This window comes from Marinifilum sp. D714 (assembly GCF_030851345.1).
Classification (GTDB): Bacteria; Bacteroidota; Bacteroidia; order Bacteroidales; family Marinifilaceae; genus Marinifilum.
This window is the reverse complement of sequence record NZ_JALPNU010000003.1, coordinates 178,964-200,995: the sequence shown is the minus strand read 5'-3', so window position 1 is coordinate 200,995 and position 22,032 is coordinate 178,964. Positions and strand designations below refer to the sequence as shown.

18 protein-coding genes are annotated in these 22,032 nt (G+C 32.4%); 16 read left to right on the top strand and 2 right to left on the bottom strand.

Annotation, left to right across the window (positions count from 1 at the left end; all coding sequences use genetic code 11):
* Nucleotides 1–40 precede the first annotated feature (40 nt).
* The 15 genes from M0051_RS04455 to M0051_RS04385 all read left to right on the top strand — a co-directional run bounded on the left by M0051_RS04455 (nt 41) and on the right by M0051_RS04385 (nt 18,825).
* Complete coding sequence (locus tag M0051_RS04455) at nt 41–1,258, top strand: sulfatase-like hydrolase/transferase (protein WP_306740345.1); 1,218 nt, start codon at nt 41–43, stop codon at nt 1,256–1,258.
* 495 nt (nt 1,259–1,753) lie between these two features.
* Nucleotides 1,754–2,980 carry a DegT/DnrJ/EryC1/StrS aminotransferase family protein gene (locus tag M0051_RS04450; protein ID WP_306740344.1) on the top strand — a complete coding sequence of 409 codons (1,227 nt, stop codon included), beginning with the start codon at nt 1,754–1,756 and terminating at the stop codon, nt 2,978–2,980.
* Nucleotides 2,944–3,534 carry an acyltransferase gene (locus M0051_RS04445; protein ID WP_306740343.1) on the top strand — a complete coding sequence of 197 codons (591 nt, stop codon included), beginning with the start codon at nt 2,944–2,946 and terminating at the stop codon, nt 3,532–3,534. The genes M0051_RS04450 and M0051_RS04445 overlap by 37 nt, the downstream gene beginning before the upstream one ends.
* Nucleotides 3,535–3,546: 12 nt before the next feature.
* Nucleotides 3,547–4,638 carry a Gfo/Idh/MocA family protein gene (locus M0051_RS04440; RefSeq protein WP_306740342.1) on the top strand — a complete coding sequence of 364 codons (1,092 nt, stop codon included), beginning with the start codon at nt 3,547–3,549 and terminating at the stop codon, nt 4,636–4,638.
* 44 nt (nt 4,639–4,682) lie between these two features.
* Entirely contained in the window at nt 4,683–5,945 is a 1,263-nt protein-coding gene (locus tag M0051_RS04435) for a nucleotide sugar dehydrogenase (RefSeq protein WP_306740341.1), read from the top strand.
* Between the two features lie 33 nt (nt 5,946–5,978).
* On the top strand, nt 5,979–7,298 hold the full coding sequence (locus M0051_RS04430; RefSeq protein WP_306740340.1) for a lipopolysaccharide biosynthesis protein: 1,320 nt from the start codon (nt 5,979–5,981) through the stop codon (nt 7,296–7,298).
* A 49-nt stretch (nt 7,299–7,347) separates the two neighbouring features.
* Nucleotides 7,348–8,460, top strand: a complete 1,113-nt coding sequence (locus M0051_RS04425; RefSeq protein WP_306740339.1) for a glycosyltransferase — start codon at nt 7,348–7,350, stop codon at nt 8,458–8,460.
* A gap of 21 nt (nt 8,461–8,481) precedes the next feature.
* Nucleotides 8,482–9,561, top strand: coding sequence for a glycosyltransferase family 4 protein (locus M0051_RS04420; protein WP_306740338.1), 1,080 nt, complete (start codon nt 8,482–8,484; stop codon nt 9,559–9,561).
* Nucleotides 9,539–10,834: a hypothetical protein gene (locus M0051_RS04415; protein WP_306740337.1), complete on the top strand. Its 1,296-nt coding sequence runs from the start codon at nt 9,539–9,541 to the stop codon at nt 10,832–10,834. Before M0051_RS04420 ends, M0051_RS04415 begins: the two co-directional genes overlap by 23 nt.
* 34 nt (nt 10,835–10,868) lie before the next feature.
* Complete coding sequence (locus M0051_RS04410; protein ID WP_306740336.1) at nt 10,869–12,023, top strand: glycosyltransferase family 4 protein; 1,155 nt, start codon at nt 10,869–10,871, stop codon at nt 12,021–12,023.
* Nucleotides 12,024–12,037: 14 nt separating this feature from the next.
* The gene (locus M0051_RS04405) at nt 12,038–13,156 is read left to right on the top strand and encodes a glycosyltransferase family 4 protein (protein ID WP_306740335.1); all 1,119 of its coding nucleotides are present in this window, start codon (nt 12,038–12,040) and stop codon (nt 13,154–13,156) included.
* Entirely contained in the window at nt 13,131–14,195 is a 1,065-nt protein-coding gene (locus M0051_RS04400) for a GNAT family N-acetyltransferase (RefSeq protein ID WP_306740334.1), read from the top strand. The genes M0051_RS04405 and M0051_RS04400 overlap by 26 nt, the downstream gene beginning before the upstream one ends.
* Before the next feature lie 72 nt (nt 14,196–14,267).
* On the top strand, nt 14,268–15,092 hold the full coding sequence (locus M0051_RS04395; protein WP_306740333.1) for a hypothetical protein: 825 nt from the start codon (nt 14,268–14,270) through the stop codon (nt 15,090–15,092).
* A 113-nt stretch (nt 15,093–15,205) separates the two neighbouring features.
* On the top strand, nt 15,206–16,336 hold the full coding sequence (locus tag M0051_RS04390; protein WP_306740332.1) for a sugar transferase: 1,131 nt from the start codon (nt 15,206–15,208) through the stop codon (nt 16,334–16,336).
* A 92-nt stretch (nt 16,337–16,428) separates the two neighbouring features.
* Entirely contained in the window at nt 16,429–18,825 is a 2,397-nt protein-coding gene (locus M0051_RS04385; RefSeq protein ID WP_306740331.1) for a polysaccharide biosynthesis tyrosine autokinase, read from the top strand.
* A 74-nt stretch (nt 18,826–18,899) separates the two neighbouring features.
* On the opposite strand, the gene M0051_RS04380 is transcribed toward M0051_RS04385, so the two are convergent.
* Both M0051_RS04380 and M0051_RS04375 read right to left on the bottom strand, forming a co-directional pair.
* Complete coding sequence (locus tag M0051_RS04380; RefSeq protein ID WP_306740330.1) at nt 18,900–19,628, bottom strand: LytTR family DNA-binding domain-containing protein; 729 nt, start codon at nt 19,626–19,628, stop codon at nt 18,900–18,902.
* Nucleotides 19,618–20,685, bottom strand: a complete 1,068-nt coding sequence (locus tag M0051_RS04375) for a sensor histidine kinase (RefSeq protein WP_306740329.1) — start codon at nt 20,683–20,685, stop codon at nt 19,618–19,620. The genes M0051_RS04380 and M0051_RS04375 overlap by 11 nt, the downstream gene beginning before the upstream one ends.
* Nucleotides 20,686–20,907: 222 nt before the next feature.
* Between M0051_RS04375 and M0051_RS04370 the strand changes: the two genes are divergently transcribed.
* The gene (locus tag M0051_RS04370) at nt 20,908–22,023 is read left to right on the top strand and encodes an efflux RND transporter periplasmic adaptor subunit (RefSeq protein WP_306740328.1); all 1,116 of its coding nucleotides are present in this window, start codon (nt 20,908–20,910) and stop codon (nt 22,021–22,023) included.
* Nucleotides 22,024–22,032: the final 9 nt, after the last annotated feature.

Sequence of the window (22,032 nt, the reverse complement as noted above, 5' to 3'; positions counted from 1 at the left end):
TCCTTGTGGTGATGTGATATTATTAATAACAGGTTCTCTTATGAAGGAAAAAATTCTTCTAATTTCTAAAGATACACTAAGAACAGCAGCTTTGGGTTGTTATGGCGGCCAAATATGGAAGACCAGTAATATTGATGAGTTAGCAGAAAAGGGAACCGTTTTCCGAAGACACTATACCGCAGCAGCTACTTCTGCAATGTCTTATTCTTCAATGTTTACAGGTAAATATTGTCACGATATGGACCGTAAAAAATTTGCTGAAGTAGAACATTATATAGGAGACTCCTTGTTTAGAATATTGGAAGATCGTGGATATGCTTGCCATATTTTTTGGGGAGAAAGCTGGTCTCGGAATGTTATTCCTTATACTAAAATTTATGGAGATAAAACCTGCTTTCATAATTTGGATATAGAACAAAGGGTTGGCGCAGAACCTATAACAAAAATAACCAATAGAGATAAGACTGTTAAGGATACTGTTAATCGAATTGTAGAGGAGGTTCTAAAAGTAAAAGAGGAGAAAGCCCTTTTGTGGATTCATTTTCCTCATGTCTTATATGGTGCATCATGTTATGATTCTGATATTGATATGTTTGATTTTTTTATTGGTGAAATGCGCAAATATTATGACGATGATTCTATTTATATTACGTCAGATCATGGGCATATGAACATGTCTAAAGGCATACCGGTTTACGGATTTCATCTTTATGAAGAGGGAGTACATGTACCTTTAATAACGCCCAGAATTGGCGATAAGAAAACCATAGATTTCCCAACAAGTCATACTCAATTAATGGACATTATTTTGGAAAATAAGGTTTCAAAGGAAGAATGTATATTTATTGATACACAATATTATTTGCAAGAAAACCGAAAGTTGGCTGTAATAAAAAACAATTTTAAGTATATCTATAACAAAAGAACAAAGTCAGAAGAACTTTATGATTTGGAATTTGATATTCAGGAAAATGTTAACCTTCTTCAAAAGCAAATTGAAGAAAAAGGTCGTGGTAAAATATATTGGTTAGATGAAATCTATTTTTACAATAAATGGAGTATTATACCGAGTATTTATAAGGAATTAAGAGCGAAGAAGGATGAAATCTGGAAAGAAGGTAGCTTATTCGAAGAGTTATTATATAAGATAAACTTTATGAGAAAATATTTCATTAATAAAATCAAAAATAGAAAAATTCTGTCCAAACAGAAAGGAGTTTCAAACTCAAGTCCACATATTTCAAAATACCAAAGATAAATAAACCGTTGATTTCTCCGGAAAAACATGAATTTGTTTAAGTTTTCTTATGGAGCTATATGTGTATTTTATGTAGCTTATCTGATGATTTATAAAAGTTTCTTCTAAAAAAATGAAATATAATATCTCAATCTTGACTTTTATTTAAAATGGTAGGAAATTGTATTACTTGTGAAATTCAGAACGCAAGAAAATCTGGATCACTGAGTATTGAAATTGAGATTTTCATTCCTCAAAATTTAGAATTACAACTTTACCATGAATGTTAATAACAATTTCGATAATACTATTTTAAGTTTCTTTCGAGAAAGAAGCAAATTCGTCCTACTTTACAATTATATGGGACTGAGGAAACGAAGTATTGCCCAAATTTTCCTCAAATAGAGAATACCCTTTCATCTCCCTTTAAACTTCCTGAAATTTAATCTTTAGTTCACCAATCTGTGATATGGTGTTGCAATAGTGTGCTTAAAACTTTACAAATATTTAGTACAGATGAAAAGACAAATTGTGATGGTTGACCTAAAAGGGCAGTACAACAGATTAAGAAAAGAGATTGATCCTGCAATAAATAGTGTACTGCAATTCGGGAAATTTATCAATGGCCCGGAGGTTGAATGTTTTGCAGAAGAATTGGCTAGCAAGATTGGAGTTAAGCATGTAATTCCTTGTGCAAATGGGACTGATGCATTACAATTAGCCATTATGGCTCTTGATTTACCAGCAGATTCTGAGATAATTGTTCCATCATTTACTTATGCAGCAACAGTTGAAGTAATTTTCCTGCTTGGGCTTAAACCTGTATTTGTGGATGTAAACCCCCACACTTTTACAATCGATTTGCATGATCTGAGAAGAAAATTAACTCCCAAAACCAAATTAATTATTCCTGTTCATTTATTTGGACAATGTGCCGAAATGGAAGAGCTTCTTCTAATTGCGAATAGGTATAGTTTGAGAATAGTAGAAGATACGGCTCAGGCAATTGGTGCCGACTTTTCTTTCTCAGACAAAAGATCTGTTAAAGCAGGAACGATGGGAGATATTGGAACGACCTCATTTTTTCCATCCAAAAACCTAGGGTGTTATGGTGATGGGGGAGCCTTATTTACGAATGATGATGAATTGGCTGATCGCATTAAAATGATGGCTAACCATGGACAAAAACAAAAATACTATCATGATATAATAGGTTGTAATTCAAGATTGGATAGTATACAGGCGGCTGTTTTAAGAGTTAAGCTGCAACATCTGGATGAATTCACCGAAAAAAGAAAAGCGGTGGCTAAATTTTATCGAGATAAATTAAATGGTGTAAGGGGAATATCAACTCCAATATGTTCGAGAAATTCTACACATGTTTACAATCAGTTTACTTTAAAAATTGATTTAAGTGATAGGTTCAATATTAACAATGTGAGAGATTGCTTACAATTGGAATTGAAAAACCGTGGAATTCCTACCATGATATATTATCCCGTTCCTAACCACCTTCAGAAAGCATATTGCTCTGATGAATATCCAAAGGGCAGTATACCAATGACAGAGAAATTGTGTGAAAGGGTATTGTCTCTTCCGATTCATACTGAAATGAATAGAATTGAGTTGAAATATATTACAGACTCAATTGAGGAAATTATGGATAAAATGTTGACTATGGTTAGTGCTACCAAAAGAGATTCAAGATGGAAACAGACTATTTTGCACACGAATCAGCTGTAATTGATGACAACTGCAGCATTGGTGTGGGAACAAAAATCTGGCACTTTAGCCATATCATGAGCGGATGTAAAATTGGTGATAATTGTAATCTTGGACAAAATGTGTTGGTCTCAACAGGTGTTGTTTTAGGAAGAAATGTAAAAGTTCAAAACAATGTATCAATTTATACTGGTGTGATTTGTGAGGATGATGTTTTTCTTGGTCCTTCTATGGTTTTCACCAATGTAATCAATCCAAGATCAGCGGTGATACGAAAAGACGAGTATAAAGAAACCATGGTTCGAAAAGGGGCAAGCATTGGGGCAAATGCTACCATATTATGTGGAAATGAAATAGGTAAATATGCATTTGTTGGTGCTGGTGCTGTTGTTACTAAACCAGTAAAGGATTATGCCTTAGTTGTTGGAAATCCATCAAAGCAAATTGGATGGGTAAGTGAATTTGGACACAGGTTATATTTTAATGACAGTGGCGTTGCAATTTGTAAAGAAACTGGTGATGAATATCTAATTCAGAATCAGGTAGTATGTAAGAAGAATAGTGCAGTTGATTAAAGATCTATGATGATGACAGCAAAGAGAAAGATTAAGTTTGGGATTGTTGGTTTGGGGCATATAGGAAAAAGACATTTGGAAATGATTCGGTGTAACAGAAATGCTAAGATAGTTGCCTGTTGTGACTTATTGCCTTTGGAAGAGCTGGAACTATTTATCCCTGGAATTCCATTATATCGGGATTATAGAGAAATGTTACGTCAGCATAAAGATATGGATGTGCTAAATGTTTGTGTTCCTAATGGCTTGCATGCAGAGGTTACGATTGAAGCACTAAATATGGGATTTCATGTAGTTTGTGAAAAACCAATGGCATTAAGTAAGTCTGAAGCGGAGAAAATGCTATACAAATCACTAGAAGTTTCAAGACATATTTTTGTTGTGAAACAAAATCGTTATTCTCCTCCTGCAATCTGGCTAAAAGAGATCATTAATCAGGAACTGTTAGGGAAAATCCATATGGTTCAAATGTCATGTTTTTGGAACAGAGATGAAAGATATTATCAGCCTAATTCATGGAGAGGAACACAGCAAGAGGATGGAGGTACTTTGTTTACTCAGTTCTCTCATTTTATTGATATCATGTATTGGTTATTTGGCGATATCAAAAATGTAAATGGAATATTTAAAGATTTTAAGCATGCAGAATTAACAGATTTTGAAGATTCAGGTGTAGTGAGTTTTGAATTTGTGAGTGGAGGAATTGGCAGCTTAAATTATTCCACTGCTGTGTTTAATAAAAATTTGGAAAGTTCGGTAACTGTAATCGGTGAGAAAGGAACTGTAAAGGTGGCAGGTCAATACATGAATGACGTAGTTTATTGTGATATTGAAAATTATGAAATGCCAAACTTAAAACCATCTAACCCACCAATTGATTATGGAGCTTACAAAGGATCTGCTCAAAACCACCATTATGTAATCGCAAATGTTGTTAATAAGCTTCAAAATAAAGCAGTGATTGCAACTAATGCACTCGAAGGCCTAAAGGTTGTAGATATTATTGAACGAATTTATCAATTGCGCGATTTAACAAGTATTAAGCGCAGAAATGGTTGGGTAAAACAATTTAATGTGGAAGAAATTAAACGCAAGATATCCTAGATGTTATTAATCAATTCTGCTTTTTAACTCTTAATATTTGGGAAATGAAGAATATTAAAATTGCTATTGTAGGGCTTGGTTATGTTGGTTTACCCTTAGCTGTTGAATTTGGAAAGAAATTTCCAACACTCGGTTTTGACATTAATAAGAAAAGGGTAAACGAGTTGAAATCGGGAAGAGATTGGAGAAAAGATCTGGTTAATGAGAACTTAAAATCATCAGTTCATTTGCAATTTGCTAGCGATCCTGATCAATTAAAAGGACACAATGTATTTATTGTTGCAGTACCAACGCCTTTAAATAAAAACAAACATCCTGATTTAAGTCCTTTGTATGAAGCATCAAAGTACATCGGTAAGGTGCTTAAAAGGAATGATGTGGTAATTTATGAATCAACCGTATACCCTGGAGCTACAGAGGAGGATTGCGTTCCGGTATTAGAGAAATACAGTGGATTAATCTATAACAAAGATTTTTTTTGCGGTTATTCACCAGAAAGAATCAACCCCGGTGATAAGGTTCATACACTTACCACAATTTGTAAAATTATTTCTGGTTCAACACCTAAAACCACCGATTTCATTGATCAATTGTATAAATCAATAATACCAGCTGGAACTTATAAAGCATCATCAATTAAGGTTGCCGAAGCAGCCAAAGTAATTGAAAATGCACAACGCGATATCAATATAGCATTTGTAAACGAGTTGGCAGTTATTTTTAACAAGTTGGGCATTGATACAAATGAGGTTTTGGAAGCAGCTTCTACAAAATGGAACTTTTTACCTTTTAAACCAGGCTTGGTAGGTGGTCATTGCATAGGGGTTGATCCTTATTATTTGGCACATAAATCATTAGAGGTTGGGTATAATCCTCAAATATTGTTGGCAGGAAGAAGGTTGAATGATGAAATGGGATCTTTTATAGCTTTTAATGTGATAAAAGAGATGGTGAAAAAAGGATTTAGGATTCCAGGTTCAGATGTTTTGGTAATGGGCATAACTTTTAAAGAAAACTGTCCTGATATCAGAAATTCCAAAGTAATTGGATTGATAAAAGAATTGGAGGATTTTGGTTGCAAGGTTGATGTTTACGATCCTTGGGCAGACCCATTGGAAGTAAGAGAAAAATACAATTTGAAAATCATACCATATTTAAATGGTAACAAGTATGATGCTGTGGTTGCAGCAGTAGCTCACGATGAAATTAAAAATGTAAATATAAAGAAACTAAAGAATGGACATGATGCTGTGATTTATGATGTTAAAGCAATTTATCCGCGTGATTTGGTTGATGGCAGACTATGACCAAGATAATGCTAACCATATAAATGCTAACTCTTGAACGGGGAAAAAGTTAAAATATATAGGAAGATTTTAGCTGGAAGTGGAATTCTATTTTCATCAAATGCGATAGCTTCCTTTCTTGGTTTTATTGTATTGGTTGTAATTGCCAAAAAAATCAGTATAGAGGAGTTTGGAGTTATTGGAATTATTCAATCTTACACATTAACGGTTGGAACTTTACTAAATTTCCAAACTTGGCAAACAATTATTAAATATTACCCTCGGATCAAGAACACTTCTGAGATTGTTCAATCCTTGCTGAAGTATTCTTTTCGTCTCGATTTTATAACAGCCATTATCGCTTTTGTTTTTGGGATTGGACTTCTGGAATTAATCTACCAAACCATTAATTTACCTGAGATTTATAAGCATTGTGCACAAATTCATTTGCTTAGTATTTTAACAAAACTAAATGGAACCGCAACAGGATACTTGAGGGTTCTCGATAAGTATCACTTATTCTTTAAATCACAAGTAATTGCAGGATTTGTAAAGTTATCTTTGGTCATGCTTGTTCTTTGGATGAATCTTGGATTTGTCTATATAATTGTTGCTTTCGTTTTAGCAGAAGTAACGTACGATATCGTATTAAATAAGAGTTTTTACAATGTATTAAAAGAGGACGCTCTGCATCGCTTTTTAAACAAGAAAATCAGTCTGATTAAAGAGAAATATAAAGATATCTTTGATTTCTCATTGTATACCAATTTTATTTCATCATTTGATACCATTATTTTCCAAGCGGATGTCTTAATAGTATCAGGCTTTTTTGGTGTTAGTTATGCGGGATGTTTTAAAATGATAAAAGTGGTTGTAGGTTTAATAAATAGACTTGCTGGCCCTTTATCTATAACCATATCACCAATAGTTAGCGAATTTATTGCAGAAAATAAACTCAAGGAACTTCGATCTAACCTATTAAAATCATTTCTTTTTTTAAGCATTTTGCTAGGTATAGGGTTTGGAGTGTTCGTGCTATTAGATGAACTGATTGTAGAATTGGTTTTTAGCAAAGAATATTTGCAATATATCTATTATCTCGATTTTGCCATCTTTAACTTATTTGTAGGTATTGTATTTATGGGAATTCATCCGGTAACCAATTTTCTGGGATACCACAGGCAGGTTCTCTACATAATTATAGTCTTGTCATTGCTTTATTTATCCTTGATATACTTGTTTAGCAGCAGTGTTGGATTCGAAATTGTTTTTATCGCTCAATTAATTCAAATATCAATGGTAATACTTTCGAAACTTTACCTAACTAATAAAAAACTAGATCTTATAACGATACCAAAATTAAGTACAAGTTGATTGATTTTAAGCAAGTATTTCAATATTTAAACATTCAGATTTTTTGAATATGAAAAAGGTGGTTAGCGTAATTTATTCTCTAAGTGTAGCTGGAGCCGAGAATGTTTGTCTAAATATTAGTTCCAACATCAATAGGGAAAAATTTGAAGCTTATATCATCACAATTTTTGATGAAGCTCCTTTGCTTAAGAAGTTGCAGAATCAAGAGAAAGTTAAAGTTATATCCTTGGGGGTGCCATTAAAATCAAGATATTGGATTTTTTCACCAAAGGTATTTCTTAAGTTTAGGAAAATAGTAAAGAGTATTAATCCCTATACCATTCACTCTCATTTGTGGGGGGTGGGAACCTATTTACTACTTACAATTATTGGCTTAGGTATTAAGAATCGAATTGCAACAATTCATACTTCTGGAGGACACTATAAATCGTCTTATTGGTTTTCAAAAATTGATAGAAATGTGGAGAAATGGACATATAAGCTTTTAAATTTCAGATTGGTTTGTGTAAGTGAAGAAGTGAGAAAAATGATTCGGCAAAAATTAAAGATTTTGAATCCGATAAAAATTAACAATGGTGTTGACTTGAATTATTTTAATCCGATTGGGAACAAGCAAGATGTTGGTTTAAATTACCCGGTAATTGTTCATGTTGGTCGCTTTTTAAAAGCCAAAAACCATTGGGATATGGTTCGTTCGTTACCAGCTTTAAAAGAGAAATACCCAAATTTTAAAATGTGTTTCATTGGTGCAGGAGTCGAAGAAAATTTGAAAGAATATTGCGAAGAAAATCAGATTCTTGATAATGTTAGATTTTTAGGTGTAACCAACAATGTTGTAAAATATTTACATCAGGCTGATATTGGTCTTTTTCAATCAACCTACGAGGGCTTGGCACTTGCATTGTTGGAGATGATGAGTTGTGAATTACCAGTGGTTATTTCTGATATACCAGTTTTTAAAGAGATTACAGAAAAAGGCAATTGTGCAAAAATTACAAGTTTGCATAGAATTGAGGAAATATCAGAAAGCATTATTGAACTGGCTGGTGATAAAAAGCAAATGAAAGAATTAGGTAAGGAGGGAAGAAGAATAATTGCAGAGCATTTTTCACAAGAGAAAATGATTTCCGCCTACGAAGAATTGTATGAAAAAACAGTCTAAAATTCCCATTAATTTTTTCCAATGAAAAAGAAATTATTACTTATTTCTCCTGGGCAATTTGGGTACCTTACCGATTATTACTATTACTGTAAATACTTAAAACAGGATTTTTCGATTACATTTCTTTGTTTTGATGAGGGATTAGAAAAGAAAGTCCTTCCTGGTGTTCAAATAAAGTATGTGCCTCTTAAAGGAAATCGATTCTTGAGATATTTAAGATGGCTGAAGTTTGTTGCAAAAGAGGTAATTTATTCTGATTATCATATTATTTTCACTTATAGTTTTAAGTTTTGCTTCTTGCTTACATTGTTATCAGGGAATAAATCTTTGATTATGGATATCAGAACAGGATCTGTTAAAGAAAACCCACTAGTTAATTGGTTTCAAAATTGGCTGCTTCGATTTGAGTCTTATTTCTTTGATCACATTACGATTATATCTAGTGGATTGATTAAACATCTTGCTATTAATCCTTCAAAATGCCATTACTTGCCTTTAGGAGCAGAAATATTACAGGATAGTAATTCTGGATACGACTCTATAAAACTATTGTATGTAGGTACATTAAATCACAGGAAGTTACATGAATCAGTTGTTGGATTTTCTAAATTTTATAAGAAATACAATGCTAAGATTGAATGTTCATACAATATATTTGGATTTGGATCATTTCAAGAAGAAGAATTGCTTCGCCAAACAATTCAAGACTTAAATCTTTCTGAGATTGTAAAATTTCATGGTCGTAAAAACTTTGATGAAATTCAGGATTATTACAGGGAGTCAAATATAGGTGTTTGTTATATTCCAATTACACCATATTTTAATTTTCAGCCACCAACAAAAACTTTTGAATATATTCTGGCTGGAATGGTTTGTATTGGGACGGCTACTTACGAAAATTCCAATTTAATAAATGAAGATAATGGTATTTTATGTCAGGATACATCCGATTCATTCTATGATGCTCTGGAAAAATATTATCAGAATAGATCAAACTATAATCATGATTCAATTGTAAACTCATTAGAAAATTACACTTGGAATAAGATCGTGAATAGAAATTTAAGACCTTATTTAAATGCATTTGTATCCGATGCTTAGGCTTTATATTCATTATTTATATTGGATTTTAATATTTGGTACTGGTTTAGTACAACTCTTAGGATTGGATTCTGGAATATACAAACTGGGAATTCCATTTCTTGCGGTGTTACTGTTGGTATACAGCTTTATTGCTAAAGGAAATGAATTGAAATATCCTTTTGTATGGTGGTATTTTGGATTTATGGGAATATCATTAATCAGTTCTTTAATTAACGGTATTGATTATTTTTCGTTGCTTTATTTTCTTGTTTATACAAGTTTATCTTATTTCTATTTTCTCATACTATATAACGAGACCAATTTTCTCATCATAAAAAAAGTAATCACCTTTATTAAAATACTTGTCTTAATTCAAATACCAGCTATACTTATTAAATATGTATTAATCGGACAAACCGAACATGGAGGAATAGGTACTTTATCAATTAATGCAGGAAGTGTTTCAACTATATTTCCATTGTTTATAATCACGATATTATTCTGCCTGTATTTATTTAAAAATAAGAGCAAATACCTGATTTTCATCTTCCTTTTTAGTCTTATGGGAATTGTAGGAAATAAAAGAGCTATTCTTTTTTTTGTACCTATAATCCTATTACTAGTCGCTATTTTGTTTGTGAAGCTTGAAAGTACCAGGCAGGTTTCGAATTTATGGAGTAAGATTAGTTTAGCTTGTATAATTGGAGTAGCAGTTTTTTATATCACTGCCAGGACAAATAAAACTCTGAATCCAGAGCATAGCAACTGGGGAAGTTTTGATCTGAATTATATTATCACTTACGTGGATAATTATACCAGCTCCAAATCAAATGATAAATACCAAATGAGAAGAAAAGATGGATTGGCATATTTTATCAATTATACATTGGAATCTCAACCACAACAAATGTTATTGGGTGATGGTGCCGGTAAATTAATAGAATCAAAATATAACGTGCGCATGGGGTCCATAAAGAATGAGTATGGTGTTAGATATGGAGGAAGGATGGGCTTTGTGTGGTTGCTGCTCCAGATAGGATTATTGGGTACCATCGTTTATTTGCTGTTTTACATGCGATTGTTTGCCATGGTTTTAAACAAATACAGAAGTAATCCAATTTATCTGGCTTTTCTAGGACTTACAATTGTTTTTTTTATGGATACCATTATTTATTCAAATGTATTTTTGAGATATGAGTACCTAAAAGGCTTGTACTTTGTTATCCTTGCTTTAATACTGCTCGATCAGAAATACAAAACAAACTACTTTTCGAAAATGATAATTTTCTGATGAGTGAAAAACCTATGGTAAAATAATCATGCTAATGAAAGTGTTAATAATAAGTTCTTTGCCTCTTGATTTGAATTCCATTAAAGGAGGTGTTGATGCTGTGATTATTAATTTATTAAAAGGATTTAAACAATTTCCGGAGGTCAATTTTTTAATTCTATCAGTGGGAAAAACAGAAAGTAGAAAAAGAATAAAACTCGAAGATCATATTACCATTGAATACATACCTAAAAAGCAGTTTATTGGAGGAGATTTGTACTATTATTTGTTTCATGTGCAAAAAAGTGTTCGAGAAGTAATCGAAAATTATAATCCTGATATTATACATCTGCATGGAAGTTCGCCAATATTATTTTGTTTGAGAGGATTAAACAAAAAGAATGTGATTATTACTCAGCATGGTATTATGGCTGAGGAATTGAATTATCAGAATACAATTGCAAGGAAGATTAAATTTTGGATCAAAAAAGTGATCGAACGCCATTATTTTCCAAGCTTTATGAATTATATATTCATTTCCAACTATAATGAGAAGTTTTTGCTTGGCTTAAAAAAGAATAATTATACTGGCAAATTGATCTACAATCCTGTTAATCCAATATTTTTTGACTTGGAACCTCATAAAGATTTTGGAAAAAGAATCATGTACGTTGGAGTTATCAATTATCGCAAAAATCTCATCTGTTTGTTGAAAGCACTTGCTAAAGTGAAAAATAAAATTGCAGGAGTTCATCTCGATATAGTTGGTGATTTTACAAACGAGGATTATAAAAATATGATAATGCAGTTTGTTGAGGAGAATAATCTTTCAATGAATGTTGATTTCTTAGGTTGGAAAAGTCAGAATGAAATACTGGAATTGTACAAAACCGCAGACCTTATGGTTTTGCCTTCCCTTCAGGAATCCTTACCTGTAAGTATTGCGGAAGCCTTGGCGGCAGGTAGGCCTGTTATTGCAACAAATGTTGGTGGAATTGCAGAGATGATAAGTGATAAAACTGGGTTTATATTTCCGCCAAATGATGTGGAGCAACTCGAAAAGTATTTAATATGCTTTTGTAATGGAGATGTATCGTATTCTGATTTTTCTCAAAAAGCGAAAGAAGAGGCAATCAAAAAGTTTCATCCTGCGGTTGTTGCTGAACAAACAATAGATTTTTATAAAAAAACAGCTAAGCTGGTTACATGATTTGATTATTGTTTATGAAAGAAGTGTCCAAACCTAAAATTGGGGTGATTGGCTTAAAAGGTCTTCCAGCTTATGGAGGAGCTGCTGCCGTTGGAGAAAATATAATCAATCATCTTTCGGATGAGTTTGATTTTACAATTTACTCCGTTAGTTCACATACCAATTTAAAATCCGGATACTGGAAAAGTTGTTTTCAAATTGTATTTAAGAAATTACCTTTTAAGAAAATAAATGCAGTTATATATTATCTCCGGTCAGCATTGAATGCATTACTATTTAAGAAATTTGATTTGATTCATTTGCATCATCGGGATGCCACTTTTGTAATTCCATTACTAAAATTACGGTATCCAATCGTAGTTACAACTCACGGAATGATTCTTACCTCTAAATGGATACGCTATAAGTTCTTTTTTGAATTTGAGGACCGATATTTTTTGAAACACGCCAATTTTATTACTACAGTTTCTTTAAAAGATAAACGTTTGGTGAGAGAACTCATATCCGAGGAAAAAATAATGTATATCCCGAATGGTGTCAATGCTGACATAAAAATAGAATCGAAAAAAGAAAATTACATATCCTTTGCTGCAGGAAGAATGTTACCTGATAAAGGTTGTCATACATTTCTTGAAGCACTTGACTTACTTAAAGTAAAAGAAAAGGCCATTATAATGGGAGATCTAAAGCAGAACCCGGATTATGAGAAAAAGTTGTTGCAATGGCAGGAAAAAATTGGAGGAATAAAATTTACTGGATTAATTAAGGATAAAAGAAGGCTCTTTGAATTGATTGCAGGTAGCAAATTTTTTGTCTTTCCTTCCGAGAATGAATCTATGTCGATGATGTTATTGGAAGTTGCAGCTTTAAACGTCCCCATTATTTGTTCTGATATTCCTGAAAACAGAGATATTTTCAATGATAAAGAGGTTCTTTTCTTTAAGGTAAAAGATGCTAAAGATCTTTCTGAAAAAATGGAGTTTGCTTCAAAAAATCCTGATAAAATGAAGGAATATGCGGTGAATGCATATGATTGCTTAAAGAAAAAATACTTGTGGTCGCAAATAGCTCGAGAGTATAAAAATGTATTTAATAGGTTTATTATAAATGGCGATAAATACTACGATACATAAAAGCCTTACAAGTAGTCCCAAGCTTAAAGTAATTAATGATGCCAGCTTGGTAAACCATAAATGCTGGAGTGAATTTGTTCGTAATCATCCTCATGGGAATGTTTTTCAAACACCACAAATGTACGCTGTGTTTGAAGAAACTGAAGGTTTTGTACCCATTCTAATAGTGGTAATGGATGATGAATCAATAAAAGGAATACTACTGGCAGTTATTCAGCAAGAAACCAAAAGGAATTTGGGCATATTTTCGAGACGTGCCGTTATAAGAGGTGGTCCACTTATAGAGGAAAATGATAAGGAGGTCTTGAAATTAATCTTGGACGAATATAATGACTTAATTAAGGATAAAGTACTCTTTACTCAAATTCGGAATTGGAGTGATACTTCATTCAATAAATCAGTTTTTCTTAAATGTAATTACAAGTATCTGGACCATCTCAATATTTTGCTGGATTTGAATCAGGACGAGGAAGAAATTTGGTCAAATATAAAGAATAGTAAAAGACATAGCATTCGAAAAGCAATACGAGAAGGGGTGACTGTTAAGATGGAAACGACGGAAAGTAAACTGAGAAATACTTATGAGATATTATTGAAAGTATATAATCGGATAAAATTACCTTGTCCGAACATCGATTTCTTTAAAAATTGCAAAGCTCATTTTCAGATTGATCCCCGCTTTCTTGTTTTTACGGCCAATTGGGAAGACAAAACCATTGCTTTTCGCTATGTTTTAGCTTATAAGAAAGTGTTATATATTACTTATGCAGGAGGTCTAAAGGAGTATTATTCTAAAAATGCAAATGATCTTCTAAACTGGGAATTGTTTTTATGGGGAAAAGAAAATGGTTATTCAGTTTATGATTTTGCAGGAGCAGGAAGTCCAAATGCCGATTACGGAGTTAGGACCAATAAATTACGGTTTGGAGGAAAGCTGTACAATCCAGGTAGATATCAAAAAATACATCAACCTCTGCTTTTTTACTTTGTTAAAGTAGCATTTTTCATGAGACGAAAGTTGTTACTTAAAAAAATATGACTGTATTTAGGCTTAATAACTATTATTTTGTTCTTAAAATTAGAGCTTTTTATTTGTAAATGATTATTTACTTTGCAATTCGACTTTACTATAGATACATACCTGAAACTACTTGCAAAATTTGAGGAAAAAGGTTATCAGTTTCAACCATTCTGTGACTATTTAAAAAGTCCTCAGCAAAAAGTAGTAATTCTGCGGAATGATGTAGATAAATTACCTGAAAATTCATTGAGATTTGCTCGTATTCAATCTAATTTGGGCATAAAAGGGAGTTATTATTTTCGATCTGTTAGGGGGAGCTGGGATGAAAGAATAATAAAGGAAATTTCGAACCTAGGACACGAAATAGGTTATCATTATGAGAACTTGGCAGTTGTTGCTAAAGTTGCTCTGTCGCTTCATCATGAAAATAATTCAAGTGATATTTTGGATCTTGCATTATTGGATTTTAAAAATCAGTTGAACCGATTAAGATGTATTGTTCCTGTAGAAACAATATGTATGCATGGAAGTCCCACGTCCGTATACGATAGTAAAGATTTGTGGAAGAAATTTCATTATTCAGCTTTTGGAATTATAGGAGAACCATATTTTGATATTGACTTTAGCAAAGTATTTTATTTAACGGATACTGGTAGGTGCTGGAATGGATTCAATGTAAGTGTAAGAGATAAAGTAAAAAAATATCAGAAAATATGGAATGCGAATGGAATGGTTTATAAATCCTCTTTTAGCATCATTAAAGCACTCGATAATAATGAATTGCCAAATCAAATTATGATGACTTTCCACCCCCAAAGATGGAATGACTTAAACTATGCTTGGTGCAAGGAACTCATTTTCCAAACTCTTAAAAATCCTTTAAAGAAAGGGTTGATTCGATTTCGAAAAATCTAAGACATCCTTTTATAATGACAAACATATTGTACTGATTGAACTGTTTGTTTAATACTGGAATAGTGACTTTACTGTAGATTTCAATTTCTAATTGACTCTAAATCCTGATTGTTATGAATGAAGAGTATAAAGTAGTTGACAAGTTTATAAAGATTGAAAGATATATACAATCCAATAGAACATCTCACAAGTTCACAATCTATCGTAATAACTATAGTGATCTTGCAAAGGAAATTGGCAATAATGGATTCAATTTTATCAGTAAATATTTTAATCGCTATAACTCAAGACACATTCTAATAAGTTCGAGAAACTTTGAAGATATAAGTAAGTTAACAGGGAAGAATTATAAATTATTGGCTAGCATAGAACCAATTAATAACATGATTAGCATCAATGAGTTTTTTGGCTCTATAAATTCTAAGCTTGACGATGGAGGTAGTTTTATTTGCCGTTTTGAGGATCAGGAGAAAGTTGAAGAAAAGGTATTAAATTCATCTCCATTTCCTTTAAATCAGATTAGATATGCGATCTATTTTATTTATCGAAGGGTTTTTCCAAAATTATCCATTACACGCAAACTATATTTCTTTCTAACAAAAGGCAAAAACAGATCGTTGCGTAGGTTAGAGATAATTGGACGCTTATTTGCCAGTGGATATGAGCTGGAATCGGAATATGAATGCGGTGATTATACCTACTTACTTGCAAAAAAACGTAAGGTGCCTGTTTTCGATAAATATTCGTCTTATGGTTTATTGTTTAAGATGAGGCGTATAGGAAAAGGTGGAAAGGAAATATTCGTATACAAACTAAGAACAATGGTACCTTTTTCAGAATATTTACAGGATTATTTTATCAAAAAAAACAGCCTGGCCAAGGGAGGGAAGATTTGTAATGATATCCGTGTTACTCCACTTGGAAAAATTCTTCGCAAATTCTGGATTGATGAAATTCCTAACTTAATAAACCTATTAAAAGGAGAAATGAAATTAGTAGGAGTTCGGCCTATTAGTAAGCGGTATTTATCTTTATATGATGAGGAACTTAGGGAGCTTAGAAAATTAGTCTGCCCAGGAATTATTCCTCCTTTTTATGCTGATATGCCGGAAACACTTGATGAGATCCAACAATCCGAAAAGAAGTACATTAAAGAATATCTTAAAAATCCTGTGTCTACCGATCTAAAATACCTTTATATGGCCATCAAGAATATTGTAACTAAAAGAGTGTTCAGTAAATAAAATAAAGGTATTCTGAATAAAACTCCTTAAATTAAATAATTAGCTTAATATACCTCCTGTTATAAATTGAGTTTTAACAAAAAATAAAAATCATGTCCGACTCAGATAATTTTATAGAAAAAATGGTATTTGAGGAAAAGAATCGAATAATGGCATTTCGGAATAATATTTTGTCAAAGTGGTATTGGTTGGCAATCTTTGGTATTCTAGGTATGGTTTCTGCTTATACTTATAGTTATTATTCGCCATCTAAGTTTGAAGCTCAGAGCACCATATTGGTACAAAATGAATCAAATAACCTACATGGAAAAGAATTCTTTGATAGTGAAAGAAACTTTACTCGCAGTAATATTCAAGATCATATTGGAGTCTTGAAATCTAATTTGCTAACTAATAGGGTAATACAAAATTTAAATTGGAAAACTTCCTGGTTTCAAAAAATGTTGTTTTACGAAGTTGACCTTTATGGTAATGAGCCATTTACGGTAACTGAAATATTAAACTCATTTAATCCCAAAGGTGTTCCTATTTGTATTACAATGCTTTCCGAAGAAGAATTTCTCGTTAGAATTGATGCGAATGAAAAAATGGATGCTATTCTGCAAAAAGGTAGGTTCGGAGAACCATTCGAAAATGAATATTTTGCGTTTACTCTTGATCTTAGACCAGATTTGATTGTACCAACAGGGGTAGAGTATTGTCTTGTTTTTAATGACTTAGATAGTCTTAGTTTGAATCTATTATCTTCTCTGGATGTATCGCTACAAGATTTATCCGGTAATCTTATTGCTATAAAAATGAGGGGAGTCCACCCTAAAAGAGTGGTTGATTTTGTTAATGAATTAAGTAAAGTGTATATCGAATATGAGTTGACTGAAAAGAACAGAATTTCAAGCAACATGATAAGGTTTATCGATACCCAACTAGAAGATGTAACTGATTCTTTAAACCAAACCGGACATCAGTTTAGTGATTTTCAATCGCAAAATAAGAGCCTGAATTTGGAACAGGAGTCTAGGTTAATTAGTTCGGACTTGAAGAAGCTTGAAAATGAGTATTCAATTGCAGAAAGGAAACTAAATTATTATAAAAGTTTAAATAAATATTTAAATAATAGTACCCATTTTGAGAAAGTGGATCGCAACTTGCAAAATGAATTTGAAGGTGACTATGGAATTAAAACAATGATAGTGCCTTCTGTAGTTGATATAACCGATCCGATTTTAAATAACCTTGTCTTGAAGTTAGCAGATTTAACTGGCAAAAGAGAAGTGTTATCTTATAGTGCAAAAGAAAACGAACCAAATATGTTGGTTTTGGAAAAGGAAATTAGGCATACGAAACAAAGCTTGAAAGAAAATCTGGCAAATTTACTGATTAACTCTGCAAGAGATTTAAAAAGTATAGAAAAACGCCTTAATGATCAGAAAAAACTAATTGCTGGCCTACCCAAAATTGAAAAAAAGTTTATAAATATTAAAAGAAGGTATGATTTGAATAACGATTTATATAATTTTTTACTTAAAGCGAGGGCTGAAGCGGAATTAACTATTGCATCTAACGTTTCTAATTCTCAAATTATAGATCAGGCTTCTTTACTATCGGTGAAAAAAGTAGGACCGAATACACTTTTAAATATTCTGATCGGCTTGGTTCTAGGTGTATCATTACCATTTCTATTTTTAAAAACTGCTTATTTTTTTAATAATACCATTGGCAGTATTTATGAACTTGAAAAGGTAACAAAGCTGCCGGTTTTAGGCTTCATAACCCACAATAAACACAAAAATGAGGTTTTGGTTGCAAAACGTCCTCTGGCTGAGATAACTGAATCATTTAGAAGTCTGAGAACAGATATGGAAAATTTATTAGCTGATCATACACAAAAGATAATCTCAGTTCAATCTGTAATTTCGGGAGAAGGTAAGTCATTTGTTAGTGTAAATCTTGCAGCAATTCTGGCTATGAATCACCGCAATGTAATTCTTGTAGAAACGGATATGCGTAAACCTAAATTGAGCAAAACTTTTGGTGTTTGTGGTTCCTCTGGAATGAGTAGTTATTTAGAAGATAAGGATAACTTTAAAGATATTATATACCCAACACAAGTTGATAATCTAAGTTTTATTCCTGCAGGACCATTGCCAATTAATCCAGCCGAACTTATGACTAATGGTAGGTTTAGTAAATTTATAGAAACACTTAAAAGTCGTTACAATTACATTGTCATGGATAATGCTCCGGTATCGGCCGTAACCGATGGATTACTTTCTGGTAAATATGCTGATATAAACCTATTTGTTTTAAGACACAGATTCAGCAGAAAAGATCAGGTAGAATTTATAAATAAGTTGGTGGAAAAAGGCACGGTAAATAATGCAAAGTTGCTGTTAAATGATTTTAAGTATAACAAATTCTTATTTGGTAGGCAACCATATGATAAAGGATATTATAGTGATAATATTCATGTGTTAAAGAGGGCAACATAATGGTGATGAAAATGAAATGAAAAAAGCAGGTTTGTTTATACAAATCTGCTTTTTTCATTTGATAAATACGATAATTATTTTTTAAGAAAAGAATTAATAATATCCATGAAAGATTTGCGGTAAATCTGTCCAATAGGTATTTTCGTGTCTCCAATTTCAATTTGATTTCCTTCAATCGCCACTATATTTTTTAGAGAAATGATAAATGACTTATGGATGCGAGGAAAAATATCTGACGGAAGTAATTCTTCCATTTTTTTGATCGTTAACTTACTTATAATGGTCTTCTTTTTAACGTGAATTTTAATGTAATCACCTAATCCCTCGATGTAAACAATATCATCAAAATTTAATTTGATTGTTTTTTTATCTGCCTTGATAAATATGAACTCTTCCTGCCTGTTTGTATCCAGTGTTGAAGAAATTAGAGTTTGTTCTGTTTTTGACTTTAATTTTTCTTCAATTTTAGAGATAGCTTTTAAAAACCTTGGAAAAGGAATGGGTTTGTGTAAATAGTCAATTACATCCAGATCGAAAGCTTCTACAGCATATTCTCTATAAGCAGTGGTAATTACTACCGCAGGAGGATGTCTTAAATTTTCCAGGAAACTCAAGCCTGTCACTTTCGGCATATTAATATCCAGAAACATTGCATCGATATCCTGATTGTTTAATACCTGCATGGCTTCCAGTGCATTTTTACACGACTTTACAAGTTTCAGGTGAGGAATATCAGAAATAAATTTTTCCAACACCTTTCTTGCGTGAACTTCATCATCTACGATTATGCATTTAATCTTCATATTCCTTGTTTAAAGTGATACAGACCAATGTTTGATAATGTGTCTCGTTTGCAGTTATAATAAAGCTGTGATTTTTAGGATACAATAAATTTAATCTCTTTTTCACATTTTCGATTCCCAGGCCACCAGGTTTTTCATTTTTAGGCTGATCGGGATCCATCGGGTTTACAATTTTCAGTTCAATTTTATCTGTGTAAAAGCGCAAATCGATGTTGATTTCCGCTTTCTCGGATTCGCTATGGATGCCATGTTTGAATGCATTCTCGATTAGTGGAATAAACAGTAATGGAGGAACTTTATAATCCTGATCTTCACCCATAATATTCAGATTGATATTGGCAGTATCCTCAACACGCAGTGATTCCAATTCGATATAATTGTTAATGAACTGAACCTCTTTTTCCAGATTCACCTTTTCATCTTTACATTCATAAAGCATGTAGCTAATCAACTGACTAAGCTTCAGTATCATTTCAGGAGTTTTTACAGAATCGTATAAACTCATGGAATAGATATTGTTTAAGGTATTGAAAAGGAAGTGCGGATTGACCTGTTCTTTAAGTAAGTTCAGCTCTGCCTCGAGCTGTTCCTGTGCTTTGGCTGTAAACTTTAGGTTTTCATCTTTTAATGCAATCCATTCTTTTACAAAATGGAATAGAGAGGTAGACAAAAGGAAGATATTTAATTTGAAAAAGTTCAGTAATATCAACCTTTCCGGATGTTCGTAAAGCATTTTCTTCATATGAACATCGGGGAAGAGGTAGAAAGTTACACTAAGGAATGTGATCATTACGATTTCAGAAAGTACAATCAGTGAAATATATCTTACATACATTCCTTTGTTCCAAAATTTTGGTATCAGAAAGCGAAGATTGAAATAAACCATAATTACGATGGCAAGTAGTTGTATACTTTCAAATATGATTTCATTATACAAACGTTTAGGTTCCATATCAACAAAACGCCCCAATTCCAAGAGAATAAAAACGGTCCAGAATGATAAGTGTTGAACCAAACGAATGGAAAAAAAATGATATAATTTATCCTTGATATTCATTTAAAATTAAATTTTCATCTAATGAATGCATAAAAATTCTCGTCTGCATAAAATATCGACAAACTCGATAGAGTCGTCGGTAAACACATGCAAATTCGAATTTAACCAATAATATCTACAAACATGAATCTATCGCCACTTAATGGCACCTGTTGGTCGATTAGATTTAAAATCAAGATAATTTATGGATATGATTGTAGCAAAATTTAAAAGCAATCAATCATGTTGAAAAGAAAGAGTATTCTTCTGGGCATTTTAGTGATCATAGCTTGTATCGCTTTAAGCTTTTTATTTGCTGGAATGAAAAAAGCTCCTAAAGAAAAGGAAACTGTAGCAAAAGAAATCGTTCTTCCGGTACAGGAAGTTCAAAATAAAGAATTGGATCTTCACCTTTCAGTGGTGGGTAAGCTTGAGGCTTATTCCAAAATGGAAGTATATGCCGAGGTGAGTGGGATTTTGGAAAGCTCCAACAAAGCATTTTTGGAAGGAATTCAGTTTTCCGCAGGAGAAACACTTTTATCGATTAATAAAGACAAGTTTGAATCGGAAGTTTTTTCGAAGCGAAGCAGCTTTATGAATAAAATTGCGAATATCCTTCCTGATTTAAAATATGATTATCCGGATAGTTATTCGGTATGGGAACAGTATTTAAAAAATTTTGATGTTGAAAGATTTATAAGTCCAATTCCAGAACCATTTAACGAAAAAGAGAAATACTACCTGGCAGGAAAAAGTGTTTATTCCGATTATTACAACTTGAAAAGCCAAGAAGAACAGTTAAGAAAATATAATATTAGTGCACCTTTTGCTGGTGAGGTTATTGAATCGAATATTAGGCCTGGAACCTTAGTTATGTCGGGACAAAAGCTTGGTGAATTTGTTAATACCAATGTTTTCGATTTGGTGGTAGGTGTAGACTTAAATAACCTGGATGGCATAGAAGTAGGAAATGAAGTGAAATTGTACTCGAATGCAACGGGACAAAAATGGAATGGTAAAGTTAGACGCATCAGCAATAAAATTGACGACAAAACCCAAATGGTGAACGTATACATTTCAGTTTCAGGAAAAGGATTAAAAGAGTCTATGTTTTTAAACGCTGATATTTCTTTGGTTCATAATGTACTTGGGATTGAAATACCAAGAAGACTACTTGCCGATTCAAAACATGTTTTTATTGTAAATGATAAAAAGGTTCATCTACAGGAGGTTAATGTGATTCAAAGAAAAGAGAATACAGTAATCATCGAGGGATTACCAAACGGAAGCTTGCTGGCCTTAAAAATATTTGCCATTCACGAGGGATTAATAGTCGACCCTGTTAAGAATATGCAATAGTAATCACAA

Excerpts from the sequence above, each read along its gene's own strand:
- M0051_RS04455 (WP_306740345.1), top strand. The coding sequence starts at position 41 with ATGAAGGAAAAAATTCTTCTAATTTCTAAAGATACACTAAGAACAGCA.
- M0051_RS04450 (WP_306740344.1), top strand. The coding sequence starts at position 1,754 with ATGAAAAGACAAATTGTGATGGTTGACCTAAAAGGGCAGTACAACAGA.
- M0051_RS04445 (WP_306740343.1), top strand. The coding sequence starts at position 2,944 with ATGGAAACAGACTATTTTGCACACGAATCAGCTGTAATTGATGACAAC.
- M0051_RS04440 (WP_306740342.1), top strand. The coding sequence starts at position 3,547 with ATGACAGCAAAGAGAAAGATTAAGTTTGGGATTGTTGGTTTGGGGCAT.
- M0051_RS04435 (WP_306740341.1), top strand. The coding sequence starts at position 4,683 with ATGAAGAATATTAAAATTGCTATTGTAGGGCTTGGTTATGTTGGTTTA.
- M0051_RS04425 (WP_306740339.1), top strand. The coding sequence starts at position 7,348 with ATGAAAAAGGTGGTTAGCGTAATTTATTCTCTAAGTGTAGCTGGAGCC.
- M0051_RS04420 (WP_306740338.1), top strand. The coding sequence starts at position 8,482 with ATGAAAAAGAAATTATTACTTATTTCTCCTGGGCAATTTGGGTACCTT.
- M0051_RS04415 (WP_306740337.1), top strand. The coding sequence starts at position 9,539 with ATGCATTTGTATCCGATGCTTAGGCTTTATATTCATTATTTATATTGG.
- M0051_RS04410 (WP_306740336.1), top strand. The coding sequence starts at position 10,869 with ATGAAAGTGTTAATAATAAGTTCTTTGCCTCTTGATTTGAATTCCATT.
- M0051_RS04405 (WP_306740335.1), top strand. The coding sequence starts at position 12,038 with ATGAAAGAAGTGTCCAAACCTAAAATTGGGGTGATTGGCTTAAAAGGT.
- M0051_RS04400 (WP_306740334.1), top strand. The coding sequence starts at position 13,131 with ATGGCGATAAATACTACGATACATAAAAGCCTTACAAGTAGTCCCAAG.
- M0051_RS04390 (WP_306740332.1), top strand. The coding sequence starts at position 15,206 with ATGAATGAAGAGTATAAAGTAGTTGACAAGTTTATAAAGATTGAAAGA.
- M0051_RS04385 (WP_306740331.1), top strand. The coding sequence starts at position 16,429 with ATGTCCGACTCAGATAATTTTATAGAAAAAATGGTATTTGAGGAAAAG.
- M0051_RS04380 (WP_306740330.1), bottom strand. The coding sequence starts at position 19,628 with ATGAAGATTAAATGCATAATCGTAGATGATGAAGTTCACGCAAGAAAG.
- M0051_RS04375 (WP_306740329.1), bottom strand. The coding sequence starts at position 20,685 with ATGAATATCAAGGATAAATTATATCATTTTTTTTCCATTCGTTTGGTT.
- M0051_RS04370 (WP_306740328.1), top strand. The coding sequence starts at position 20,908 with ATGTTGAAAAGAAAGAGTATTCTTCTGGGCATTTTAGTGATCATAGCT.